Here is a 17,208-nt window from a genome sequence, read left to right as displayed (position 1 = left end):
CGGGTCAGGGGATCGGCGGGGCACCGCCCGGCGGGACGACCGGCAGGCCCGCCGGGGCCCCGCCCTCGATGATCCGCCACAGCGCGTCCGTGTCCAGGTGCTCCTCGACCAGGTCGCCGAGCGCGTCCAGGGTGGCCTCGCGCAGCCGGGCGAACGACACGTCCGGCGCGGGGGTGAAGTCGCGTCCGGCGCGGCGGGCGACATCGGCGAGGAAGGCGCGGCGGAACCCGTCGTTCTCCAGCGCGCCGTGCCAGGTCGTCCCGTAGACGGCGCCCAGGCGGCAGCCGTCCAGGAACGGTTCGCCCCCCTCCACGTCGACCAGGCCGTGGTGGATCTCGTACGCGCGGACGGGCTCGCCGTAGGCGCGGCCGGTGGGACGGCCGAGGATCTTGTCGTCGGCGAAGGTCACCATGGTCGGGAGCAGCCCCAGGCCGTCCACCCGGCCGGCCCCGGACTCGACGTCGTCGTCGATCCGGCGGGCCAGCATCTGGTAGCCGCCGCAGATCCCCAGGACCGGGCGGTCCTCGGCGGCGCGGCGGGCGATCTCGGCGGCCAGGCCCTTCTCCCGCAGCCACGCCAGGTCGCTCACCGTCGCCCGGGTGCCCGGCAGGACGACCAGGTCGGCGTCGTCGAGGTCGCCGGGACTCGCCGCGTACCGCACCGTGACGCCCGGCTCGCACTCCAGCGCGTCCAGGTCGGTGAAGTTGGAGACGCGCGGGAACCGCACCACCGCCACCCGCAGCGTCTGCCGCCCGTACGGCGCGGCGGCGGCCGGACGGGGGGCGTCCAGCGCGAGCGTGTCCTCCGAGTCGAGGTAGAGGCCGAGCGTCCAGGGCAGCACGCCGAGCGTCGGCCGCCCGGTCAGGGCGCGGAGCTGCTCCAGCCCGGGGGCCAGCAGCTCGGCGGCGCCGCGGAACTTGTTGATCACGAAGCCCGCGACCAGCGCCTGGTCGGCCGGCTCCAGCAGCGCCACCGTCCCGTACAGCGAGGCGAACACCCCGCCGCGGTCGATGTCGGCGACCACGATCACCGGGAGTCCGGCCGCGCGGGCCAGGCCCATGTTGGCGAGGTCGCCGGCGCGCAGGTTGATCTCCGCGGGGGACCCGGCGCCCTCGCAGACCACCACGTCGTGCGCGGCCCGCAGCTCGGCCAGGCTGTCGGCCACGACCCGGCGGAGCCGCTCCTTGTGCGCGCCGTACTCCAGCGCGTCCACCTCGGCGATCGGGCGGCCCAGCACCACCACCTGGCTGCGCCGGTCGCTGCCCGGCTTGAGCAGCACCGGATTCATGATCGCGCGCGGCTCCACCCCGGCGGCGAGCGCCTGGGTGTACTGCGCCCGGCCGATCTCCGCGCCGTCCGCGGTGACCATCGAGTTGAGCGACATGTTCTGCGCCTTGAACGGCGCGACCCGCACCCCCTGCCGGGCCAGCCAGCGGCACAGCCCCGCCGTGAGGACGCTCTTGCCCGCGTCGGACGTCGTCCCGGCGACCAGCAGCGCCCCGCTCATCGCGTCCCTCCCCCGAGGGCGGCGCAGGCGCCGCTCCCCGCGCTCTCGGCGCCCCCCGCTCTCCCTGGGCTCTCGGCGAGCCCGGCCATCCCGGCGACCGCGGCGGCCAGGACGGCGGCGGACGCGCTGACGGCGGCCGACAGCCGGACGGCGCGGTGGACGTCGGCGACCTCGGGGGCACGGCCGTCCCCGAGCACGGGACGGTGCTCGGCCCGCCCGCCGTAGGCGTTGACGCCGCCGAGCCGCACGCCCAGCGCCCCCGCGAACGGGGCCTCGCAGCGTCCGGCGTTCGGGCTGGGATGCGCGCCGCCGTCGCGGCGCAGCACCCGCCACGCCGCGCCCCGGTCACCGCCGGCGAGCGGCGCGCAGGCCACGGTGAGCAGGCCGGTCACCCGTGCGGGAACCCAGTTCGCCGCGTCGTCGAGGCGGGCCGAGGCCCACCCGAACCTCGCGTAGCGGGGGCTCCGGTAGCCGACCATCGCGTCCAGCGTGTTGACCGCCCGGTAGGCGAGCAGCCCCGGGACCCCGGCCACCGCGCCCCACAGCAGCGGCGCGATCGCGGCGTCGGAGGTGTTCTCCGCCACCGACTCGACCGTGGCGCGGGCCAGCGCCGGGGCGTCCAGTCCGGCCGGGTCGCGCGCGCACAGGTGGGACAGCCGGGCGCGCGCGGCGTCGAGATCCCCCTCGTCCAGCGAACGGGCCATTCGGCGACCCTCCCTGCCGAGGGACGTGCCGCCGAGGACGGCCCACGTCGCCGCCGCCGTGACCCCGGCGCGGAGCACGGGCCGCCGCCGCGTCCCGCGCTCGGCGGCCAGCCCCAGCGCCGCGGCGCCCGCCACGAGCCCGCCCGCGAACAGCACGCCCCGCGCGCGCGAGTCGCCGTGGAGGCGGCGCTCCAGCGCCGACGCCGCACTGCCGAAGGCCGCCACCGGATGCCCGCGCCGCGGATCGCCGAACGCCGCGTCCAGCGCCGTGCCGAGGAGCAGCCCCGCCGCCCTCGCCCTGCTCATGTACGCCGTCACGGTCATAGACGATATGGCGTATACGGCACCGTCGCGGCCCCGGCCGCCCGCGTCAAGTCTTGATCAAGCGGGGCGTGACGCGGTGATCCGGCGGGAATCGTCCCCGTGTGTACGCCTTCACTGTGATCTTCTCGGTCGTGACCGCGGCGCTGTTCGCCTTCGTCGGCGTCACCAAGCTGACCGGCGCCGAGCAGCAGGTCGAGGCCGCCGAGCACTTCGGCATCCGGTGGGACGGCTACCGGCTCATCGGCGTGGCCGAGCTGCTCGGGGCGCTCGGCCTGCTGATCGGCCTCGGGGTCGTCTGGCTCGGCGTCCTGGCCGCGGCCTGCCTGCTGCTCCTGATGGCGGGCGCGCTGTTCGTGCACCACCGGTCGGGCGACTCCCCCGCCCTGATGGGGCCCGCGGCCATCGCCGCGGTGCTCGCCCTGTGCACCCTCATCTTCCGGCTGATCAGCTGACCCCTCGCCCGGTCCGCCCGCCGGCCCCGCCTCCGTCCGGCCGGCGGCTGGCCGGTCCTCGTCCGGGTCAGCCGAGGCTGGCGTCCAGGTCGTCCCAGTTGCGTTCCAGCCAGTCCTGCGCCCGGCGGATCCGCGGGCCCGCCCCGCCGTGCCAGATGCGTGCCCAGCCGCCGCCCACGCACTCCGCGCGCTCGCGCATCGCCCGGTAGGAGCGCTCGAACCGGATCCTGGCCGCGGGCAGCACCTCGCGGCGGGTGTCACGGTCCAACCCGTAGGCGTCGCAGAACAGCCGGATCCTCCTGCCGACGTCCGCGCCGTACAGCAGGGCGTCGCGGTCGGCCGGATCGGCGATCGGCGCCCAGTGCCTGAGCGTGGTCACCACGTCGTACAGCCGGGTGGTGGGCCGCGCCAGGTCGAAGTCGATCAGCGCGCAGGGCCGGCCGGCCCGGAACACCACGTTGTCGGGGGTGACGTCGCAGTGCCCGATCAGCTCGGGCGGCCCGTCCAGGTTGGAGGCCGCGGTGTCCCAAGGCGCGTCCGGCGGCGGGACGTACGGGCCGACCGCGTCGTGGTAGTCCCGCAGCAGCGCGGCCACCCCGCGCAGCGCGTCGTTCGTCACCGCGTACCGGGGCAGCGGCCGGTGCGGCGCGCTACCGGGGACCCAGCTGAGGATCTCCCGTCCGCGCTCGTCGATCCCGAGCACCCGCGGCGCCCCCTCGAACCCGACCCGCTCCAGATGCCGCAGCAATCCGTGCACCGCCGGACTGTGCGGGCGCATCGGCCGCCGCACCGTCTCGCCGACCCGCACAACGCCCTCCGTGACATCCCCGCCGGAGAGCGGCACCTCAATGTTCACCGCCACGAACACCAAAGATATGACGCCAACGCACCCCTCCGCCCCCGCAACCGTCATATCACTGCCTAAAGGGGGACCTCCGGTCAGGGCAGCGGGAGGTGTGCCACGATCGGCCCGGCGTCCATCAGAGCGCCCATCCGCTCACGTATGCAGGCCGTGCCGTCACTGTCGGCCATGTGGTCGGCGAGGCTCAGCACGTCGTCCCGGAATTCCTCGTGCAGTTCGGCATAGGTCCATGTCTCTCCGTCACCGCCGATGTCGCCGCCGGCGGTCCCGTTGTCCTCAGGCCAGGTCCACGGATCGTCCCATCGGCCGCTCTCGGCCAGCCGGCGGCACAGGAGGGCGGCGGCGGCGTACTCGCGAATCCGCAGGATGCTGCCGAGATCGTCCGCCAGGGGTTCGAGATGGCGGTGCAGGATCTCGCGTCCGCGCTCCTCGTTCCCGGTCCGGGCGCAGAACTCCAGGTGCGAGGCGAGGCGAAATCCCGTCAGCCGCCCGCGCCAGGTGCGGGCGTGCAGCGCGCCCGCCTCTTCGGCACGGCCGGTGCGCAGGTACGGCAGCAGCAGATGGTCGGCGAAGCGGGCCGGATCGCCGTCTTCGCGGACGGGCACCGAGCCGGTCAGCGCCGGTTCCAGCGACTCGATCGCCTCGGCGTCGCGGCCGAGGTCGGCCAGAAAACCGGCCAGGGCCCCCACCCGTCCCCACTGGTTCCCCTCCCTGGGACCGCAGGCGAGGATCAGGCGGATCGCCTCCTCGGCCGCGGCGACGTTCCCGACCCGCCACTCCAGCAGCAACTCGGCCAGATGGACGTCCTCCATGTCCGTTCTGTGGCCGGGCCGGCGGCAGAAGCGCAGGTCGTCCACGACCGCGCGCAGCCAGGAGGCCCGCTGGCCGGGCCCGACCAGCATGGTGAGCGTGAGCCTCCGGAACGACTCCCAGAACCTGTCCCGATGCCATTCGCCAAAGCGCTCCGGCGCCGCCCTGTACAGCTCCAGGCACGGGGCCAAGGCGGCGAGAGCGTCCTCCGGCCGCCCGAACGGGTGGCAGCGCGCGTACAGGTAGGCGACCCGCGTGTCGATCAGGGCGTACGGGCCGCCGTCCGCCTCAGCGCGCGCCACCAGCCGCTCCAGTCGCTCCGCTCTGGCCTCGCCGGGCTCCATCGCCATCCCCGCGCGGACCTCCGTATGGATCCGGCCGGTGAAGGGATGCGGCGGGGTCAGCATTCCAGGGCCCGTTCCAGCAGCCCGAGGAATGACCGTAAATCAATCTGAATGGAAGGCCGCATCCGCGTGACCATAGCAGCAGGACAACCTTCCACAACAGGCTTTATTTTGTACCGAACCTACGACACCGGCAGGCCATCTAAGCCCCTTTGAGTAATGCGCGAATATCGGGACGTATGACGTCCGTCATGGCCGCTGACAGGCCACGACCCCATAGGGGAACGCTGCCGGGGCAGCGGAATTGTTTCGTAGCCGATGTCGGCCGCCACCGGATTCCCCAGCCGGGGCGGACGCCGATGATGGGCGGTGATTTCTTGGACGACCCGAGCCGAACCCGCGGTGCGGAACCGGCGTCAAAAGTCATATGCGCAATCCGGAGAACGCCGCATACGAGGCCCGGTACGGCTGGTGGCCCCCGGCCCGGCTCTGCCTCGCCGCCGCCCTCTGCGCGGCGCTCGTCGCCGGCGGGGCGGCCGGCGGGCTCCTCACGCCGGACGACGCGCGGGACCGCGTCGCCCTCGTTCTCCTGGCGTTCCTTCTCGTTCTGATCCTCCGCCACGTCCTGCGACGGTTCCCGCGCGCGCTGAGGCTCTCCCTGCGGCGCGAGGCCGCGTTCGCCGTCACGGCCGAGGGCGTCGACGTCGACCCGCCGGCCAGGACGCCGGTCCCCTGGGAGAGGATCGCGGCGATCCACATCGTCACCCGCCACGGCCGGGTGGGCGGCGGCACCTATCCCTGGACGCGCGGAAAGTCCGGCAGGCGCGTGTACATCCTCGGCCCGCCCGAGGAAGGCGGCCCGCCCCTGGCCTGGCGGGAGATCGACGGCTGGCGGCTGGACCACAAGAGGACGGCCGCCGCCGCCACGCGGTTCAACCCCGCGGTGCGCGTGGAGAAGTCGCGGGTCGCCGCCAGGGGCTGGACCCCCGAGGCCCTGGCCCACCACCTCTACTGGGGAGATGCCTGAACGTCCTCAAGCCCCGGTCCGGCGCGGTATCGAGCCCCGCGGACGGCGCGGCGGCCGACCTGGCCCGATCTTGGGCCGCTATAGATGTGGAGCCGAAAGACGCTCAGCCTTACACTGTGTCCCGGTGCCCGGGAGGGTGCCGGATGCAGGCCGGCCCGCGCCAGACGCCCACCCCAGATCCACCGGGGGGCACGTCTTCGCAGGTCAGGGCCGATTTATGGGCGCCCGTAGCTCAGCTGGATAGAGCATCGGACTTCTAATCCGACGGTCGCGGGTTCGAATCCTGCCGGGCGCGCCACCCACCTTCACGGTGACTCACCGTGAAGGTGGCGACCACTGAACGCCACAGCATCCGCCTCGGCGCAGTATCCTGCGTACCTCTGCACCCCCACCGTGCGCCCCTGTCGGCCGAGAGCACGACCGGTAGATTGCGGGTCGGCCTCCTTTGCACGGTTTTCACGCTGGGCTTAGACCGGCACTGGAAGGGTGGTCACTTTCGTGATGTCGTCGATCCCGGAGCGAGTGAGGAAACATGTCAGAGGATGACAAGCCCCGGGGTGAGCCTGCGGTCAAGGCCAAGCTGCCGAACGCCAAGAACATCCGCAGCCCGGAGTTCACCCCGCACGGCATCAGCGCGGGACGCGGCGGCGGGCCCCGGCCGTCCGGACTGACCGCCTCGCAGGCGCGCACCCGCAACTACGTGATGATCGCGGGCATCCTCGTGGTCGTCGTGGCGATCGCCGCCGGCGGCTGGTACCTCGCGACCCGTCCCGACCCGGAGATCACGGCCAAGGGCGCGTTCGGCAAGGAACCCAAGGTCAGCATCCCCAAGAACCTCGCTCCCGCGACCAAGCTCAAGGCGACCGCCTCGATCAGGGGCGGCGGCCCCAAGATCGCCGACGGCGACACGGTGTTCGTCAAGTACTCCTTCTACCAGTGGGCGAAGGCGCAGGACGACGACGACTCCAAGAAGAAGAGCACGAACAAGCAGGTCGGCTCGTCCTACACCGCGCAGGCGCAGCAGCAGGGCCAGGACAAGCCGCTCGTGGTCGGCAAGAGCGGCGTCAAGGGCCTCGACAAGGGCCTGCTCGGGCAGACCGCGGGCAGCCGGGTGATCCTGGAGATCCCGCCGGCCGACGGCTTCGGCGAGCAGGGCCAGCAGCTCCAGCTCTCCCCGACCGACTCGCTGGTGTTCGTCGTCGACGTGCAGGGCGTCACCCCCAAGAACGCCGGTCCGGTGGGCACCGAGAAGAAGCTCGACGACAAGGACCTTCCCAAGGTCGAGGCCGGCAAGCCCGGCCAGGCGCCCAAGGTGACGATCCCGAAGAAGGTGGACGCGCCCGGCAAGCTCCAGACCAAGGTCCTGGTCGAGGGCAACGGCAAGGCGCTCGCCAAGGGCGACGAGGCGCTGGTCAACTACCAGGGCCAGCTCTGGAAGAACGGCAAGGTCTTCGACTCGAGCTGGCAGAACGGCGGCGTGCCCGCCAAGTTCCCGATCGGCACCGGCGGCACCGTCCCCGGATTCGACAAGGGGCTGATGGGCCAGAAGATCGGCAGCAGGGTGATGCTCGTGCTGCCGCCGGCCGACGGCTACGGCAAGAACGGCGCCCCGCAGGCCGGGATCAAGGGCGACGACACTCTGGTCTTCGTGGTGGACATCCTCGGCACGATCTTCAAATGATCCCTCTCTGACCGAGGTCCGCGGACATCGCGCGGCGGGGCCCCCGATGCACGGGGCCCCGCCGCTCGCCGTTCCGGCGGCGGACCAGCGGCGCGACGGGGATGGGGGACGGTGCGCGCGCGACGGTTATGAGCATCCCTGAAACAGCATTGCGGCGAGCGTCACGACAACCGGGCGGGCGCTCCGTTCGTCCTTCTGAATGGGAAGCCATGGGAGTGTGCATTGAACGGCCGAACATCTCACCCCCCTCAGGTATCGTCGGTAACGAAATCATCACGGGGGGCTTGTGAGCAGCAGTGAGAAGAGCCCGGAGGGCGAACGTCCCGCCGGGGTCGCCGATGTGAATCCGGACGGCGCCGCGACACCGCCGGGAACGGCGACCAAGATCGCCGACGATGACGGGAAAACCCCCGAGGCCGGCACGTCCGAAACCGAGGTCGACGGCACGGTCGAGGCCGAGGTCAAGGGCGAGGCCGAGGTCAAGGCCGAGGCCGCAAGCGAGGGCGGCGGGGCACCCGAGCCCGTGGCCGAGCCCGAGCCCGTGGCCGTGGCCGTGGCCGTGGCCGAAGCCGCGTCCGGTGCCGTGCCCGAAGAGACCTCCAAGCCGCGCGAGACCTCGCGCACGCAGGAGTTCGGCAGGGTCGAGAAGCCGGATGCGTCCGAAAGGGCCGAAGAGCCCGAGAAGACCGAGGACACCGCCGCGCCCGTGAAGGCGGCGGCGGAGTCCGGCGCGTCCGGTAGTGCGGGGTCCGCCGGCGTGGCCGTCGCGTCCGCGGAGAGTCCCGCACCCACCGCGTCCCAGGGGTCCGGTACACCGAACGGTCCCGGCGGCGGGAAGGGCGGCGGTGGCGGCGGAAGTGGCGGCGGCGGGAAGGGCCCGAAGAAGACGCGCAGCCGCAAGGTGAAGTACGCGCGGCGCATCCTGTTCACCCTGCTCGGGTTCATCGGGTTCTGCGTGGCGGCGTTCGGCGTCGCCTACCTGTTCACGCCGGTCCCCTCCCCCCAGGAGGAGGCGGTCGCCCAGGGGCCGAGCTTCTACTACGCCGACGGCAAGACCCTCATCGCCAAGACGGGCGTCAACCGTGACGCCGTCCGCCTCGACCAGATCCCCGACGGCGTCCGGAACGGCGTGATCGCGGCCGAGAACCGCAGCTTCTACGGGGACCCGGGGGTGTCGTTCACCGGCACCGCGCGGGCGTTCTGGTCCACCGCCACCGGCGAGCAGCTCCAGGGCGGCTCGACCATCACCCAGCAGATGGTCCGCAACTACTACGGCGGCATCGGCAAGGAGCGCTCGGTCACCCGCAAGCTCAAGGAGGTCATGGTCTCCCTGAAGGTGGGCCGGGAGAAGCCGAAGGACTGGATCCTCGAGCAGTACCTCAACACCATCTACTTCGGGCGTGACGCGTACGGCGTGCAGGCCGCCGCCAAGGCCTACTTCGGCACCGACGTCAAGAACCTCAGCCCGGCGCAGGGCGCGTACCTGGCCGCGGCAATCCAGCAGCCCAGCGTGTTCGCCGACCCGACCGGCTCCCGCCGCGCCTCGTCCGAGCAGCGCTGGCACGCGGTCGTCGGCAACATGGTCCGGGACGGCGCGGTCTCCAGCGCCGACGCCGCCGCGATGAAGTTCCCGGTGCCCGCCAAGGAGAAGATCACCGACGTCCTCAAGGGCCAGAAGGGCTACATGGTCAATGTGGCCAAGAAGGAGCTGACCGAGCGGCGCGGCTTCAGCGAGGACGAGATCAACCGCAGCGGACTGAAGATCACCACGACGTTCGACAAGCGGCTGATGGACTCCGCCCGCAAGACGGTCACCGCCAACATGCCCGCCGGGATGAGCAAGAAGATCCGCACCGCGATGGTGTCGGTCGACCCGGCCACCGGCCAGGTGGTGGCGTTCTACGGCGGGCGCAACTACCTGAACGAGGCGCTGAGCAGCGCGTTCGGCGACGCGGCGCAGGCCGGGTCGGGGTTCAAGCCGATCGCGCTGGCCGCCGCGCTCGACAGCGGCAAGACGCTCGCCAGCAGCTACGACGGCAGCTCCCCGCAGTACTTCCGCGGCACGCCGATCAAGAACGACAGCGGCGAGAACTTCGGGCAGGTCAACCTCGTCACCGCCACCCAGCACTCGATCAACACCGCCTACGTCAACCTGGGCCAGGACATCGGCAACGAGAAGATCGCCGAGATGGCCGAGAAGATGGGCATCCCGGCCGGCCAGATGCAGCCGGCCCAACGGGAGTCGGCGGTGTTCCCGCTGGGCGTGGTCTCGCTGCACCCGGTCCAGCAGGCCGGGGTGTACGCGACGTTCGCGGCCGAGGGCGAGCACCGCACGCCGTACGTGGTGAAGGCGGTCACCGACAACGAGGACAACAAGCGGACCTTCACCGAGAAGGCCACCAAGGCGTTCAGCCCGCAGAACGCCCGCGACGCCACGTACGCGATGCAGCAGGTGGTCCAGGGCGGTACCGGCGGCGCCGCGCAGCTCCCCGACGGGCGCGACGTGGCGGGCAAGACCGGCACCACCGACCAGGGGCGCGCGATCTGGTTCAACGGGTACATCCCGCAGATGGCGACGACGGTCTCGATGTTCCGCAGTGACGGCAAGCCGCTGAACATCCCCGGCTACGGCTCGTACGGCGGGCAGCTCCCGGCGCAGACGTGGCGGTCCTTCATGAGCGAGGCCGTGAGCATCAAGGGGTACGACCAGGAGTCGTTCGGCTCGCCGTCGATGACGCCCGGCGGCGGCTACCAGTCGCCCGGCGGCGGTACCCCCGGCGGCCCGACCACGCCCCGCACTCCGGGGCTGTCACGGCCGCCGCAGCCCCAGCGGCCCGCCCCGGGCCCGGTCCTTCCGTCGACGGGCGGACCGGGCCCGGGCAGCCCGGGTGGCGGCGGCGAAGAGGGGGGCGGCACCGAACCCGGCGGAGGCGGTACCGAACCCGGCGGTGGCGGAGGCGACGGCGGCACCGAACCCGGCGGAGGCGGCGGTGGCACCACTCCCGGCACCGGTGGTGGCGGAACCCGTCAGCAACTCGGCAACTAGTCCGTCCGGCCTGGGAGTAAGAGGAAGCAGCAAGGAGGGGCCCGGCGATCCGCCGGGCCCCTCCTTTCGTACTGTCCCTTCAGTGGCCCGGAGGCGGGCCGTGCCAGGTCACTCGCAGGCTTTGCCGATGCGCTTCGGCGTCTCGGAGATGACCGCGTTCAGCTGCGCGGCGTCGCCGGTGCCGATGGACGCGGCGGCCGGACGGAGGCGGTCGGCCTCCCCCTTGAGCGCCTTCTTGAGCTCGGCGTCGTCGGCCTTCGCCGCGAGGGCGTCGATCCGCTTGGCGAGCTGTTCGGCGGCCTGCCGCCACTGTCCGGAGTCCGCCGCCGACACCGTTCTGACCTGGGTGGCGTACTGCTGGAACGCGTCCCTGGTATCGGTGCACACCTGCTCGGCGTTGCTGCCGCCGAACGCCCCGCAGCCGCTCAGCAGGCCGGCCCCGGCGAGCAGCAGCACTCCCCCGGCCAACGTCCGGAACACCCCGTACCGCATCGCACCCTCGCTTTCGATCCCCATCGGCATCCGCATATACTTCCGCATCAGGTCATGAGTGCCAGCGTCAAGCCCCGGCTAGCTGGCCGGCAACCCTTCGTCCGCGATGGGGTGCCCCGGGTGAGGACCAGGCCGGACGCGATCGCGTTCCGGCAAGCGCGGACCCCGCCGACATCCCGGGGTCCCTGGACCTTGATGGAGGTCGCACGCATGTCGTCCGCCGGCACCGCAACGCTCACCGGGACCGAACTCGCCCGGCCGCTCTCCCCCCGTCCGCCCGCGCACGCCGTCGCGGCCCCGCTCAGCGGTGCGGGCGCCGCGTCCGGCAGTGCGGGCGCCGGGCCGCGCGTGATCGGCGCGGACGCGCCCGTCCCGCTGGGCGACGGCCGTGAGGTGCCCTACGCCAACTTCGACTACGCGGCCAGCGCGCCCTGTCTGGAAGCGGTGCACGACGCCGTCACCCGGGCCCTCCCCTACTACAGCAGCGTGCACCGCGGCGCCGGGTACGCGTCGCAGGTGACCACCGAGGCGTACGAGCGGGCGCGTGAGACGGTCCGCGGGTTCCTCGGCGGGTGGCGGCGCTCGTCGGTCGTCTTCACCCGGAACACCACCGACGCGATGAACCTCCTCGCGCACGCCGTCCCGCCTGGCACCACGGTGGTGCTCTTCGAGACCGAGCACCACGCCACCCTGCTGCCCTGGAAGCGCGCCGTGCGGCTGCCCGCGCCGTCCACCCCGGCCGAGGCGATCGGCGCCGCCGACCGGGCCCTCGGCGAGGCGCCCGCCGGTCCGCGCCTGCTGGTGGTGACCGCCGCGTCCAACGTCACCGGCGAGGTGTGGCCGATCCGGGAACTGGCCGCGGTCGCGCGGCGGCACGGCGCCCGCATCGCCGTGGACGCCGCGCAGTACGTGCCGCACCGTCCGCTCGACATGACCGCGCTCGGCCTCGACTACGTCGCGTTCTCCGGGCACAAGCTGTACGCGCCGTTCGGCGCGGGCGTGCTCGCCGGACGGTCCGACTGGCTGCGCGCCGCGCCGCCGTACCTCAAGGGCGGCGGCGCGAGCGCGGCGGTGACCGGCGGCGGCGCGACCCGGTGGGCCGCCGACCCCGAGCAGCGGCACGAGGCCGGCACGCCGAACGTGCTGGGGGTCCTCGCGCTCGCCGCGGCCTGCGACACGCTGACCGCCGCCGGGTGGGACGCGCTCGCCGAACGCGAGGAGCGGCTCCTGTCCCGGCTCCGATCCGGCCTCGCCGCCATCGCCGGAGTGCGGGAGCTCACCCTCTGGGGCGGACGCGGTCCGCGGGTCGGGATCGTGTCTTTCCTCGTCGACCGCTGGAACGCGCGCGACGTGGCGCTTACGCTGTCGGGTGAGCACGGCATCGGGGTTCGGGACGGGAAGTTCTGCGCGCACCCCTTCGTACGGCACCTGCTGGACACCCCGCCCACGGGGAGGGGCGAGGACGCGGCGGGCGGCGGCGGGGGATGCGGGGACGACCGGAGTTCGGCGGTACGCGCGAGCTTCGGCATCGGGACGACCGAGGAGCATGTCGACCGGCTTCTGGACGCGCTCGCGCGGCTGGCTCGCGAGCCGCGCGGTTAGGGGGCCGCTGACCTGCGGCCCCGTCGCGACAACCGGACGATTAGGCTTTTTGGTCCTGTTCGCCCATGTAGCGTAGGCAGTCCGTGACCGGCGTGCCGGGGCCCTCCCACCGGGGGCGGCGGACGGGGACGGGGCACGGTGGGACGACGGCGGGATGAAACAGGGGGTGGCGACCGTGGCCGACGCGTGGCGACCCACGTCGGACTTCGAGCGCCGACTTGAGGAGACCGTACGGGCCGGGGACCAGGAAGGCTACTTCCGCCTGCTGGCGGAGGGCGAGCTGGTGGTCCCCGTCTCGCCGGACCTGATCGACGACGTGCTCGCCAACCGGGCCCAGCCGCCTTGGCCGGTCCAGGAGGAGGACGGCCGCACCCATGTGCTGGCCTACACCTCCGCCGAGGCGATGCGCGCCTGTCTCGGTCCGGCGTACCGGCACTTCATGACGCTCACGTTCGGCGATCTCGCCGGCACGTGGCCGGACGCCCGGTGGTGGCTGGCGGTCGACGTCCGGGCGACCGGGCACGACGGCGCCGCGCTGCCGATCGAGGCGCGGCTCCCGTCCTGGTTCGTCCGGCAGGTGGCCGACGGCGACGGCCGTCCGCCGAGCGCGGGCCGCCCGGACGCGCTCCCGCTTCCCGCCGCACCGGCGGCGGGCGCCGAGGCCGCCGAGGGTGCGCCGGAGAAGCAGCCGGTGCCGTCTCAGGAGCCGCCGCCCGTCCCGGCCCCGCAGGACCCCGTGGTGGCACGCGACGTCCCGTCCGGACCGTCGGGTCCGTCGGGTCCGTCCGGGCCCGCCGAGCCCGAGCCCGTCTCCCGGACGGTTCAGGACATCCCGGCGTTGACGCCGGAGGCGTTGGCGGCGCGCGACCAGAACGGCCGCGTGCCGAGGCTGGACGATGCCGCGCAGGACGCCGCGTCCGCGCAAGGCCCCGCGTCCGCGCGGGACGCCGCGTCCGGCCAAGGCACCGGGCCCGACTCGGCCGTGGCGGGCGGGCTGGGCGACGACCACTCCGTCCCGGCGGGTCCGCCACCGGACGGCGCGCTCGTCGGCACGTCGGGCGACGCCGACGACGGGGCGCCTTGGGAAGAGCTCCAGGAGCAGCACCGGGAGCTGCCGCGCACGGAGCCGCGTCCCGAGTTCCAGCCCGCGAACGACGTCGAGCGGGAACTCCTGCGCGCCGCCGCGAACAACGACCACGATCTCTTCCTCCAGACGCTGGCCGGTGCCGAGGTGCTGCTGCCCGTCCCCGAGGAGACCGACTACACGCTCCGTCCCGGACGGCCCGGATTCCCGTGGCAGACCCGCGAGGTGGACGGCGCGACGGTGGTGCCCCTCTTCACCTCGCCCGAGCGGCTGATCGAGGCGGCGCGGGCCGCCGGGACCGGCACCGACTCCATCAAGCTGCCGTTCACGGTGGCGCTGCGCTACTGGCCCGACCACCGCTGGCTGCTGGCCATCAACTCGGGTTCACCGGCCGGCGGGACGGTGCTCGCCGAGCAGCTCTCCGGCCTCGCCACCTGGGCCGACCAGCGCGCGGCGCGGCGCATGTCCGAGGGCTTCGAGCCGCAGAACGACGTAGAGCAGCGCCTGTTCGACGCGGCGCGGCGGCGCGACACCGACGCGTTCTTCAAGGTGCTGCTGGGCGCGCAGGTGCTGGTGCCCGCCGACGTCGAGACGCCATGGGGCATCACGCCGGACGACCCGGCCTTCCCCTGGCGTCCGGTGCCCGTGCACGGGCACGCGTCGGTGCAGGTGTTCACCTCGCTGAAGTGGATGAACGAGGCGATCGTCGGGTCGTCCCGGTTCGTGATGCCGAGCTTCCTGGAGATGGTGTCGGCGTGGCCCGACATCGAGTGGACGCTGGTGCTCAACCCGGGCACGCCGATCGACGCGACGATGCCGGGCGAGCAGGTCAAGGCGCTGAGCGGCCCGTCCCGCCCGTCCTCGGAACCGGCGGCCGAACCCGTCCCGTCGTCCGCCGAGCCCGTCCCGTCCGCCGAGCCCAAGCACGCGAAGGGCGCCCACACCGCCCCGCCGGACGCCGTCCCCGCACAGGCGGAGACCCCGCCTGCGGCGACGGAGGCCCCCGCGCACGCAGAGGCCCCGCCCGTACGGCCGGAGGCCGCCACCGCTCCACCGGCAGGCCCGGTCGTGCGGCCGGACGCACCGCTCACGGCGGCGGACCGCGGACCGGCGCCCCTGGAGAGCCCGCCCGCGAAGCCCGAATCCGAATCCGCGCCCGCCGAGCCCGAATCCGCGCAGGCTGAGCCCGAATCCACGCAGGCCGAGCCCTCGCCCGTACAACCGGCGGCGCCGTCCGCACATACCGAGGCCCAGTCCGCTCCACCACCCACCCCGCACGCACAGCCAGACGTCCCGTTCGCAGCGGCGGAAGCCGAGCCCGTGCAGGCGGAGGCCCAGCCCGCTCCACCTGCGACCCCACATGCGCAGCCCGACGTCCCGTTCGCGGTGGCGGAGGCTGGGCCCACCGGCGCGGAGACCTCGGATGCCTCCTTGGAAGCCCCGCCTGTGGAGGCGGCGGAGAACACCCCTGCACCGGCACAGAGTGCGCCCATGGGCGCGGAAGCCGGAGCGGCTCGTCCGGAAGCTTCGCCGATAGCGGCGGAGGCTGAGACCGGCGGTGCGGGGGTTCCGCCTTCAGCGCCGGATACGGCATCCGCTCAGCCCGTTGGGTCTGCGACCGGTCCGGGCGCACCGGCGGAGGCGGCCCACGCCGAACCGGCGACCCAGGCCGAACCGGCGGGACGGTCCGAGCCCGTGCAGGCGGCGGCACCGGAGGCGGAGTTCGAGCCGGGAAACCGTATCGACCAGGAGCTGTACGAGGCGGCGCTGAGCGGCGACTCCGACGCGTTCCTGCGGGTGCTGCTCGCCGCCAACGTGCTGGTGCCCATCCCGCTCGACGCGCCGCTGGAGGTCACGCCGGTACAGCGGGAGTTCCGCTGGGACGCGGCGCTGCGCGACGACTCGTCCGTGCAGATCTTCACCTCGCTGGTCCGGCTGCGGGAGGTGCTGCCGGAGTCGCGGTTCGTGTACGCCGACTTCCGGGAGATCATCGGCTCGTGGCCGCGCGAGGACTGGGCGATGCTCCTCAATCCCGGCACCCGCATCGGGGCGTCGCTGCGCGGCGACCAGGTGCGGGCGCTGAGCGAGTGGGCGGTGCGGGTCGGCCTCGTCCAGCCGCGCCCCGATGTCCCAGTGCCGCACCAGGGCCGGGAGCAGGCGCAGCCGGAGGTCCCGCAGGAGATCCCGCAGGAGGCGCCGCCCTACCAGGACGCCGTGGCCGCGGCGGCGCAGGAGCCGCATCGGGCGGCGCCCGAGTCGTTCGCCGCGTCGTCCCAGGCCGACCCGGCCATGGCCCCGGCGGCGCCCGCCGCGAACGGGCCGGGCGCGGCGCATCTCGACGCCGAACGCGCCGTGCAGCCGGCCATCATGCAGAAGGTCGTCCCGCACGGCCATGTCGGCTGGTATCTCGATCAGGGCTACGACCGGGTGGGCGGCTTCGTGCATCCGACCTCCGACGTCGCCGAGTTGCAAACGCCGATCCAGCTTTACGAGGCGCTCGGGCTGTTCTACGACGATTCGACGTTCTCCCCCGACGACGAGGGCGTGTACGTCATCCGCTGGCCGGCGTACTGCCCGGACCTCTACCGGATCCCCTTCGGCGGGCAGACCGAGGAGGAGCTGGCGTCGTGGGGCGAGGAGGGCTGGGTCATCGAGCGGCCCCCGTTCCAGGGCGGCGGGTTCGCGCCGGGCGGTGCCGGATCCATCCGCGAGTACAAGGTCGACAGCGTGCGGCTCCCGTACGGGGCCGAGATGTACCTCCTCGGGACGGACCGGTCCGAACGGTTCGTGGCGATGTACGATCCCGACCGGCTCGCCTGGCTGCGGCCCGACGCGGCGGCGGGTCCGGAGGGCTGGGGCGACAGGACGGAGGCCGCGCAGTGATCCGGGACGGGTATGTGGCCCGGTGGCTCGGCCGGGAGTTCGAGGCGGCGCCGGGTGCCGACGGTGAGATCAGGCTGTACACCCCGGAGCCGACCGACGGTTTCGAGGAGCTGCGGCCCGGCCGGTACCGGCGGATCGTCCCCGCGTCCGAGATCGAGGACCTGCGGTACGTGCGCACCACCTGCACGTGGCGGGGCGAGCGGTTCATCGTGGTGGGCGAGCACGAGACCTGGCTGCGGGTCGAGTACGCCGGCGGGCGGGCCCCCGTCGCCGCGCGGCTCGGGCTCGACCGGATCGACCAGGGCATCTGGCAGACCTGGGCGCCGGGGGCCGAGGTCGAGGATCTGCGCGAGGAGTTCAGCTGAAGGTCCGGAACGCGGCATCGGGGTT

The 17,208-nt window shown here is 73.3% G+C and carries 12 protein-coding genes, 1 tRNA gene and 1 riboswitch; of the genes, 8 read left to right on the top strand and 5 right to left on the bottom strand.

The features are described from left to right. Positions 1–4: 4 nt before the first annotated feature. Entirely contained in the window at positions 5–1,507 is a 1,503-nt protein-coding gene (locus QP090_RS35305; RefSeq protein ID WP_285944097.1) for a cobyric acid synthase, read from the bottom strand. Beyond that, positions 1,504–2,517, bottom strand: a complete 1,014-nt coding sequence (locus tag QP090_RS35300) for a cobalamin biosynthesis protein (RefSeq protein ID WP_285944096.1) — start codon at positions 2,515–2,517, stop codon at positions 1,504–1,506. Before QP090_RS35300 ends, QP090_RS35305 begins: the two co-directional genes overlap by 4 nt. Before the next feature lie 119 nt (positions 2,518–2,636). Here QP090_RS35300 and QP090_RS35295 point away from each other — a divergent pair, with 119 nt between their 5' ends. Further along, positions 2,637–2,987, top strand: a complete 351-nt coding sequence (locus QP090_RS35295) for a DoxX family protein (RefSeq protein ID WP_285944095.1) — start codon at positions 2,637–2,639, stop codon at positions 2,985–2,987. Between the two features lie 67 nt (positions 2,988–3,054). Here QP090_RS35295 and QP090_RS35290 read toward each other — a convergent pair whose 3' ends face one another. Both QP090_RS35290 and QP090_RS35285 read right to left on the bottom strand, forming a co-directional pair. Next, on the bottom strand, positions 3,055–3,849 hold the full coding sequence (locus QP090_RS35290) for a phosphotransferase (protein ID WP_285944094.1): 795 nt from the start codon (positions 3,847–3,849) through the stop codon (positions 3,055–3,057). 77 nt (positions 3,850–3,926) lie between these two features. Further along, positions 3,927–5,066, bottom strand: coding sequence for a hypothetical protein (locus QP090_RS35285; RefSeq protein WP_285944093.1), 1,140 nt, complete (start codon positions 5,064–5,066; stop codon positions 3,927–3,929). Between the two features lie 364 nt (positions 5,067–5,430). Here QP090_RS35285 and QP090_RS35280 point away from each other — a divergent pair, with 364 nt between their 5' ends. From QP090_RS35280 to QP090_RS35265, 4 genes are all read left to right on the top strand, one after another. Continuing rightward, a complete protein-coding gene (locus tag QP090_RS35280; protein WP_285944092.1) occupies positions 5,431–6,030 on the top strand; it encodes a hypothetical protein in 600 nt (199 codons plus the stop codon). 221 nt (positions 6,031–6,251) lie between these two features. Then, a tRNA-Arg gene (locus tag QP090_RS35275) sits at positions 6,252–6,328 on the top strand. Positions 6,329–6,562: 234 nt separating this feature from the next. Then, positions 6,563–7,711 carry an FKBP-type peptidyl-prolyl cis-trans isomerase gene (locus QP090_RS35270; RefSeq protein WP_285944091.1) on the top strand — a complete coding sequence of 383 codons (1,149 nt, stop codon included), beginning with the start codon at positions 6,563–6,565 and terminating at the stop codon, positions 7,709–7,711. Between the two features lie 286 nt (positions 7,712–7,997). Beyond that, entirely contained in the window at positions 7,998–10,757 is a 2,760-nt protein-coding gene (locus QP090_RS35265; protein WP_285944090.1) for a transglycosylase domain-containing protein, read from the top strand. Between the two features lie 108 nt (positions 10,758–10,865). Here QP090_RS35265 and QP090_RS35260 read toward each other — a convergent pair whose 3' ends face one another. Next, entirely contained in the window at positions 10,866–11,273 is a 408-nt protein-coding gene (locus QP090_RS35260) for a DUF8711 family protein (protein WP_285944089.1), read from the bottom strand. 26 nt (positions 11,274–11,299) lie between these two features. After that, positions 11,300–11,414, top strand: a riboswitch (SAM riboswitch). A gap of 30 nt (positions 11,415–11,444) precedes the next feature. Between QP090_RS35260 and QP090_RS35255 the strand changes: the two genes are divergently transcribed. The 3 genes from QP090_RS35255 (at position 11,445) to QP090_RS35245 (ending at position 17,183) form a co-directional block, all read left to right on the top strand. After that, entirely contained in the window at positions 11,445–12,851 is a 1,407-nt protein-coding gene (locus QP090_RS35255; protein WP_285944088.1) for an aminotransferase class V-fold PLP-dependent enzyme, read from the top strand. Between the two features lie 154 nt (positions 12,852–13,005). Beyond that, entirely contained in the window at positions 13,006–16,818 is a 3,813-nt protein-coding gene (locus QP090_RS35250; RefSeq protein WP_285944087.1) for an SseB family protein, read from the top strand. After that, positions 16,815–17,183 carry a UCP033725 family protein gene (locus QP090_RS35245; protein ID WP_285944086.1) on the top strand — a complete coding sequence of 123 codons (369 nt, stop codon included), beginning with the start codon at positions 16,815–16,817 and terminating at the stop codon, positions 17,181–17,183. Before QP090_RS35250 ends, QP090_RS35245 begins: the two co-directional genes overlap by 4 nt. Positions 17,184–17,208 lie beyond the last annotated feature (25 nt).

The sequence above is a fragment of the Actinomadura xylanilytica genome (assembly GCF_030283145.1).
GTDB lineage: Bacteria > Actinomycetota > Actinomycetes > Streptosporangiales > Streptosporangiaceae > Spirillospora > Spirillospora xylanilytica.
This window is presented reverse-complemented; position numbering and strand designations above follow the sequence as displayed.

Bases quoted from the DNA above. Each gene is read 5' to 3' on its own strand.
- QP090_RS35270 (WP_285944091.1), top strand. From the start codon at position 6,563: ATGTCAGAGGATGACAAGCCCCGGGGTGAGCCTGCGGTCAAGGCCAAG.
- QP090_RS35250 (WP_285944087.1), top strand. From the start codon at position 13,006: ATGAAACAGGGGGTGGCGACCGTGGCCGACGCGTGGCGACCCACGTCG.
- QP090_RS35255 (WP_285944088.1), top strand. From the start codon at position 11,445: ATGGAGGTCGCACGCATGTCGTCCGCCGGCACCGCAACGCTCACCGGG.
- QP090_RS35260 (WP_285944089.1), bottom strand. From the start codon at position 11,273: ATGGGGATCGAAAGCGAGGGTGCGATGCGGTACGGGGTGTTCCGGACG.
- QP090_RS35280 (WP_285944092.1), top strand. From the start codon at position 5,431: ATGCGCAATCCGGAGAACGCCGCATACGAGGCCCGGTACGGCTGGTGG.
- QP090_RS35305 (WP_285944097.1), bottom strand. From the start codon at position 1,507: ATGAGCGGGGCGCTGCTGGTCGCCGGGACGACGTCCGACGCGGGCAAG.
- QP090_RS35300 (WP_285944096.1), bottom strand. From the start codon at position 2,517: ATGAGCAGGGCGAGGGCGGCGGGGCTGCTCCTCGGCACGGCGCTGGAC.
- QP090_RS35285 (WP_285944093.1), bottom strand. From the start codon at position 5,066: ATGCTGACCCCGCCGCATCCCTTCACCGGCCGGATCCATACGGAGGTC.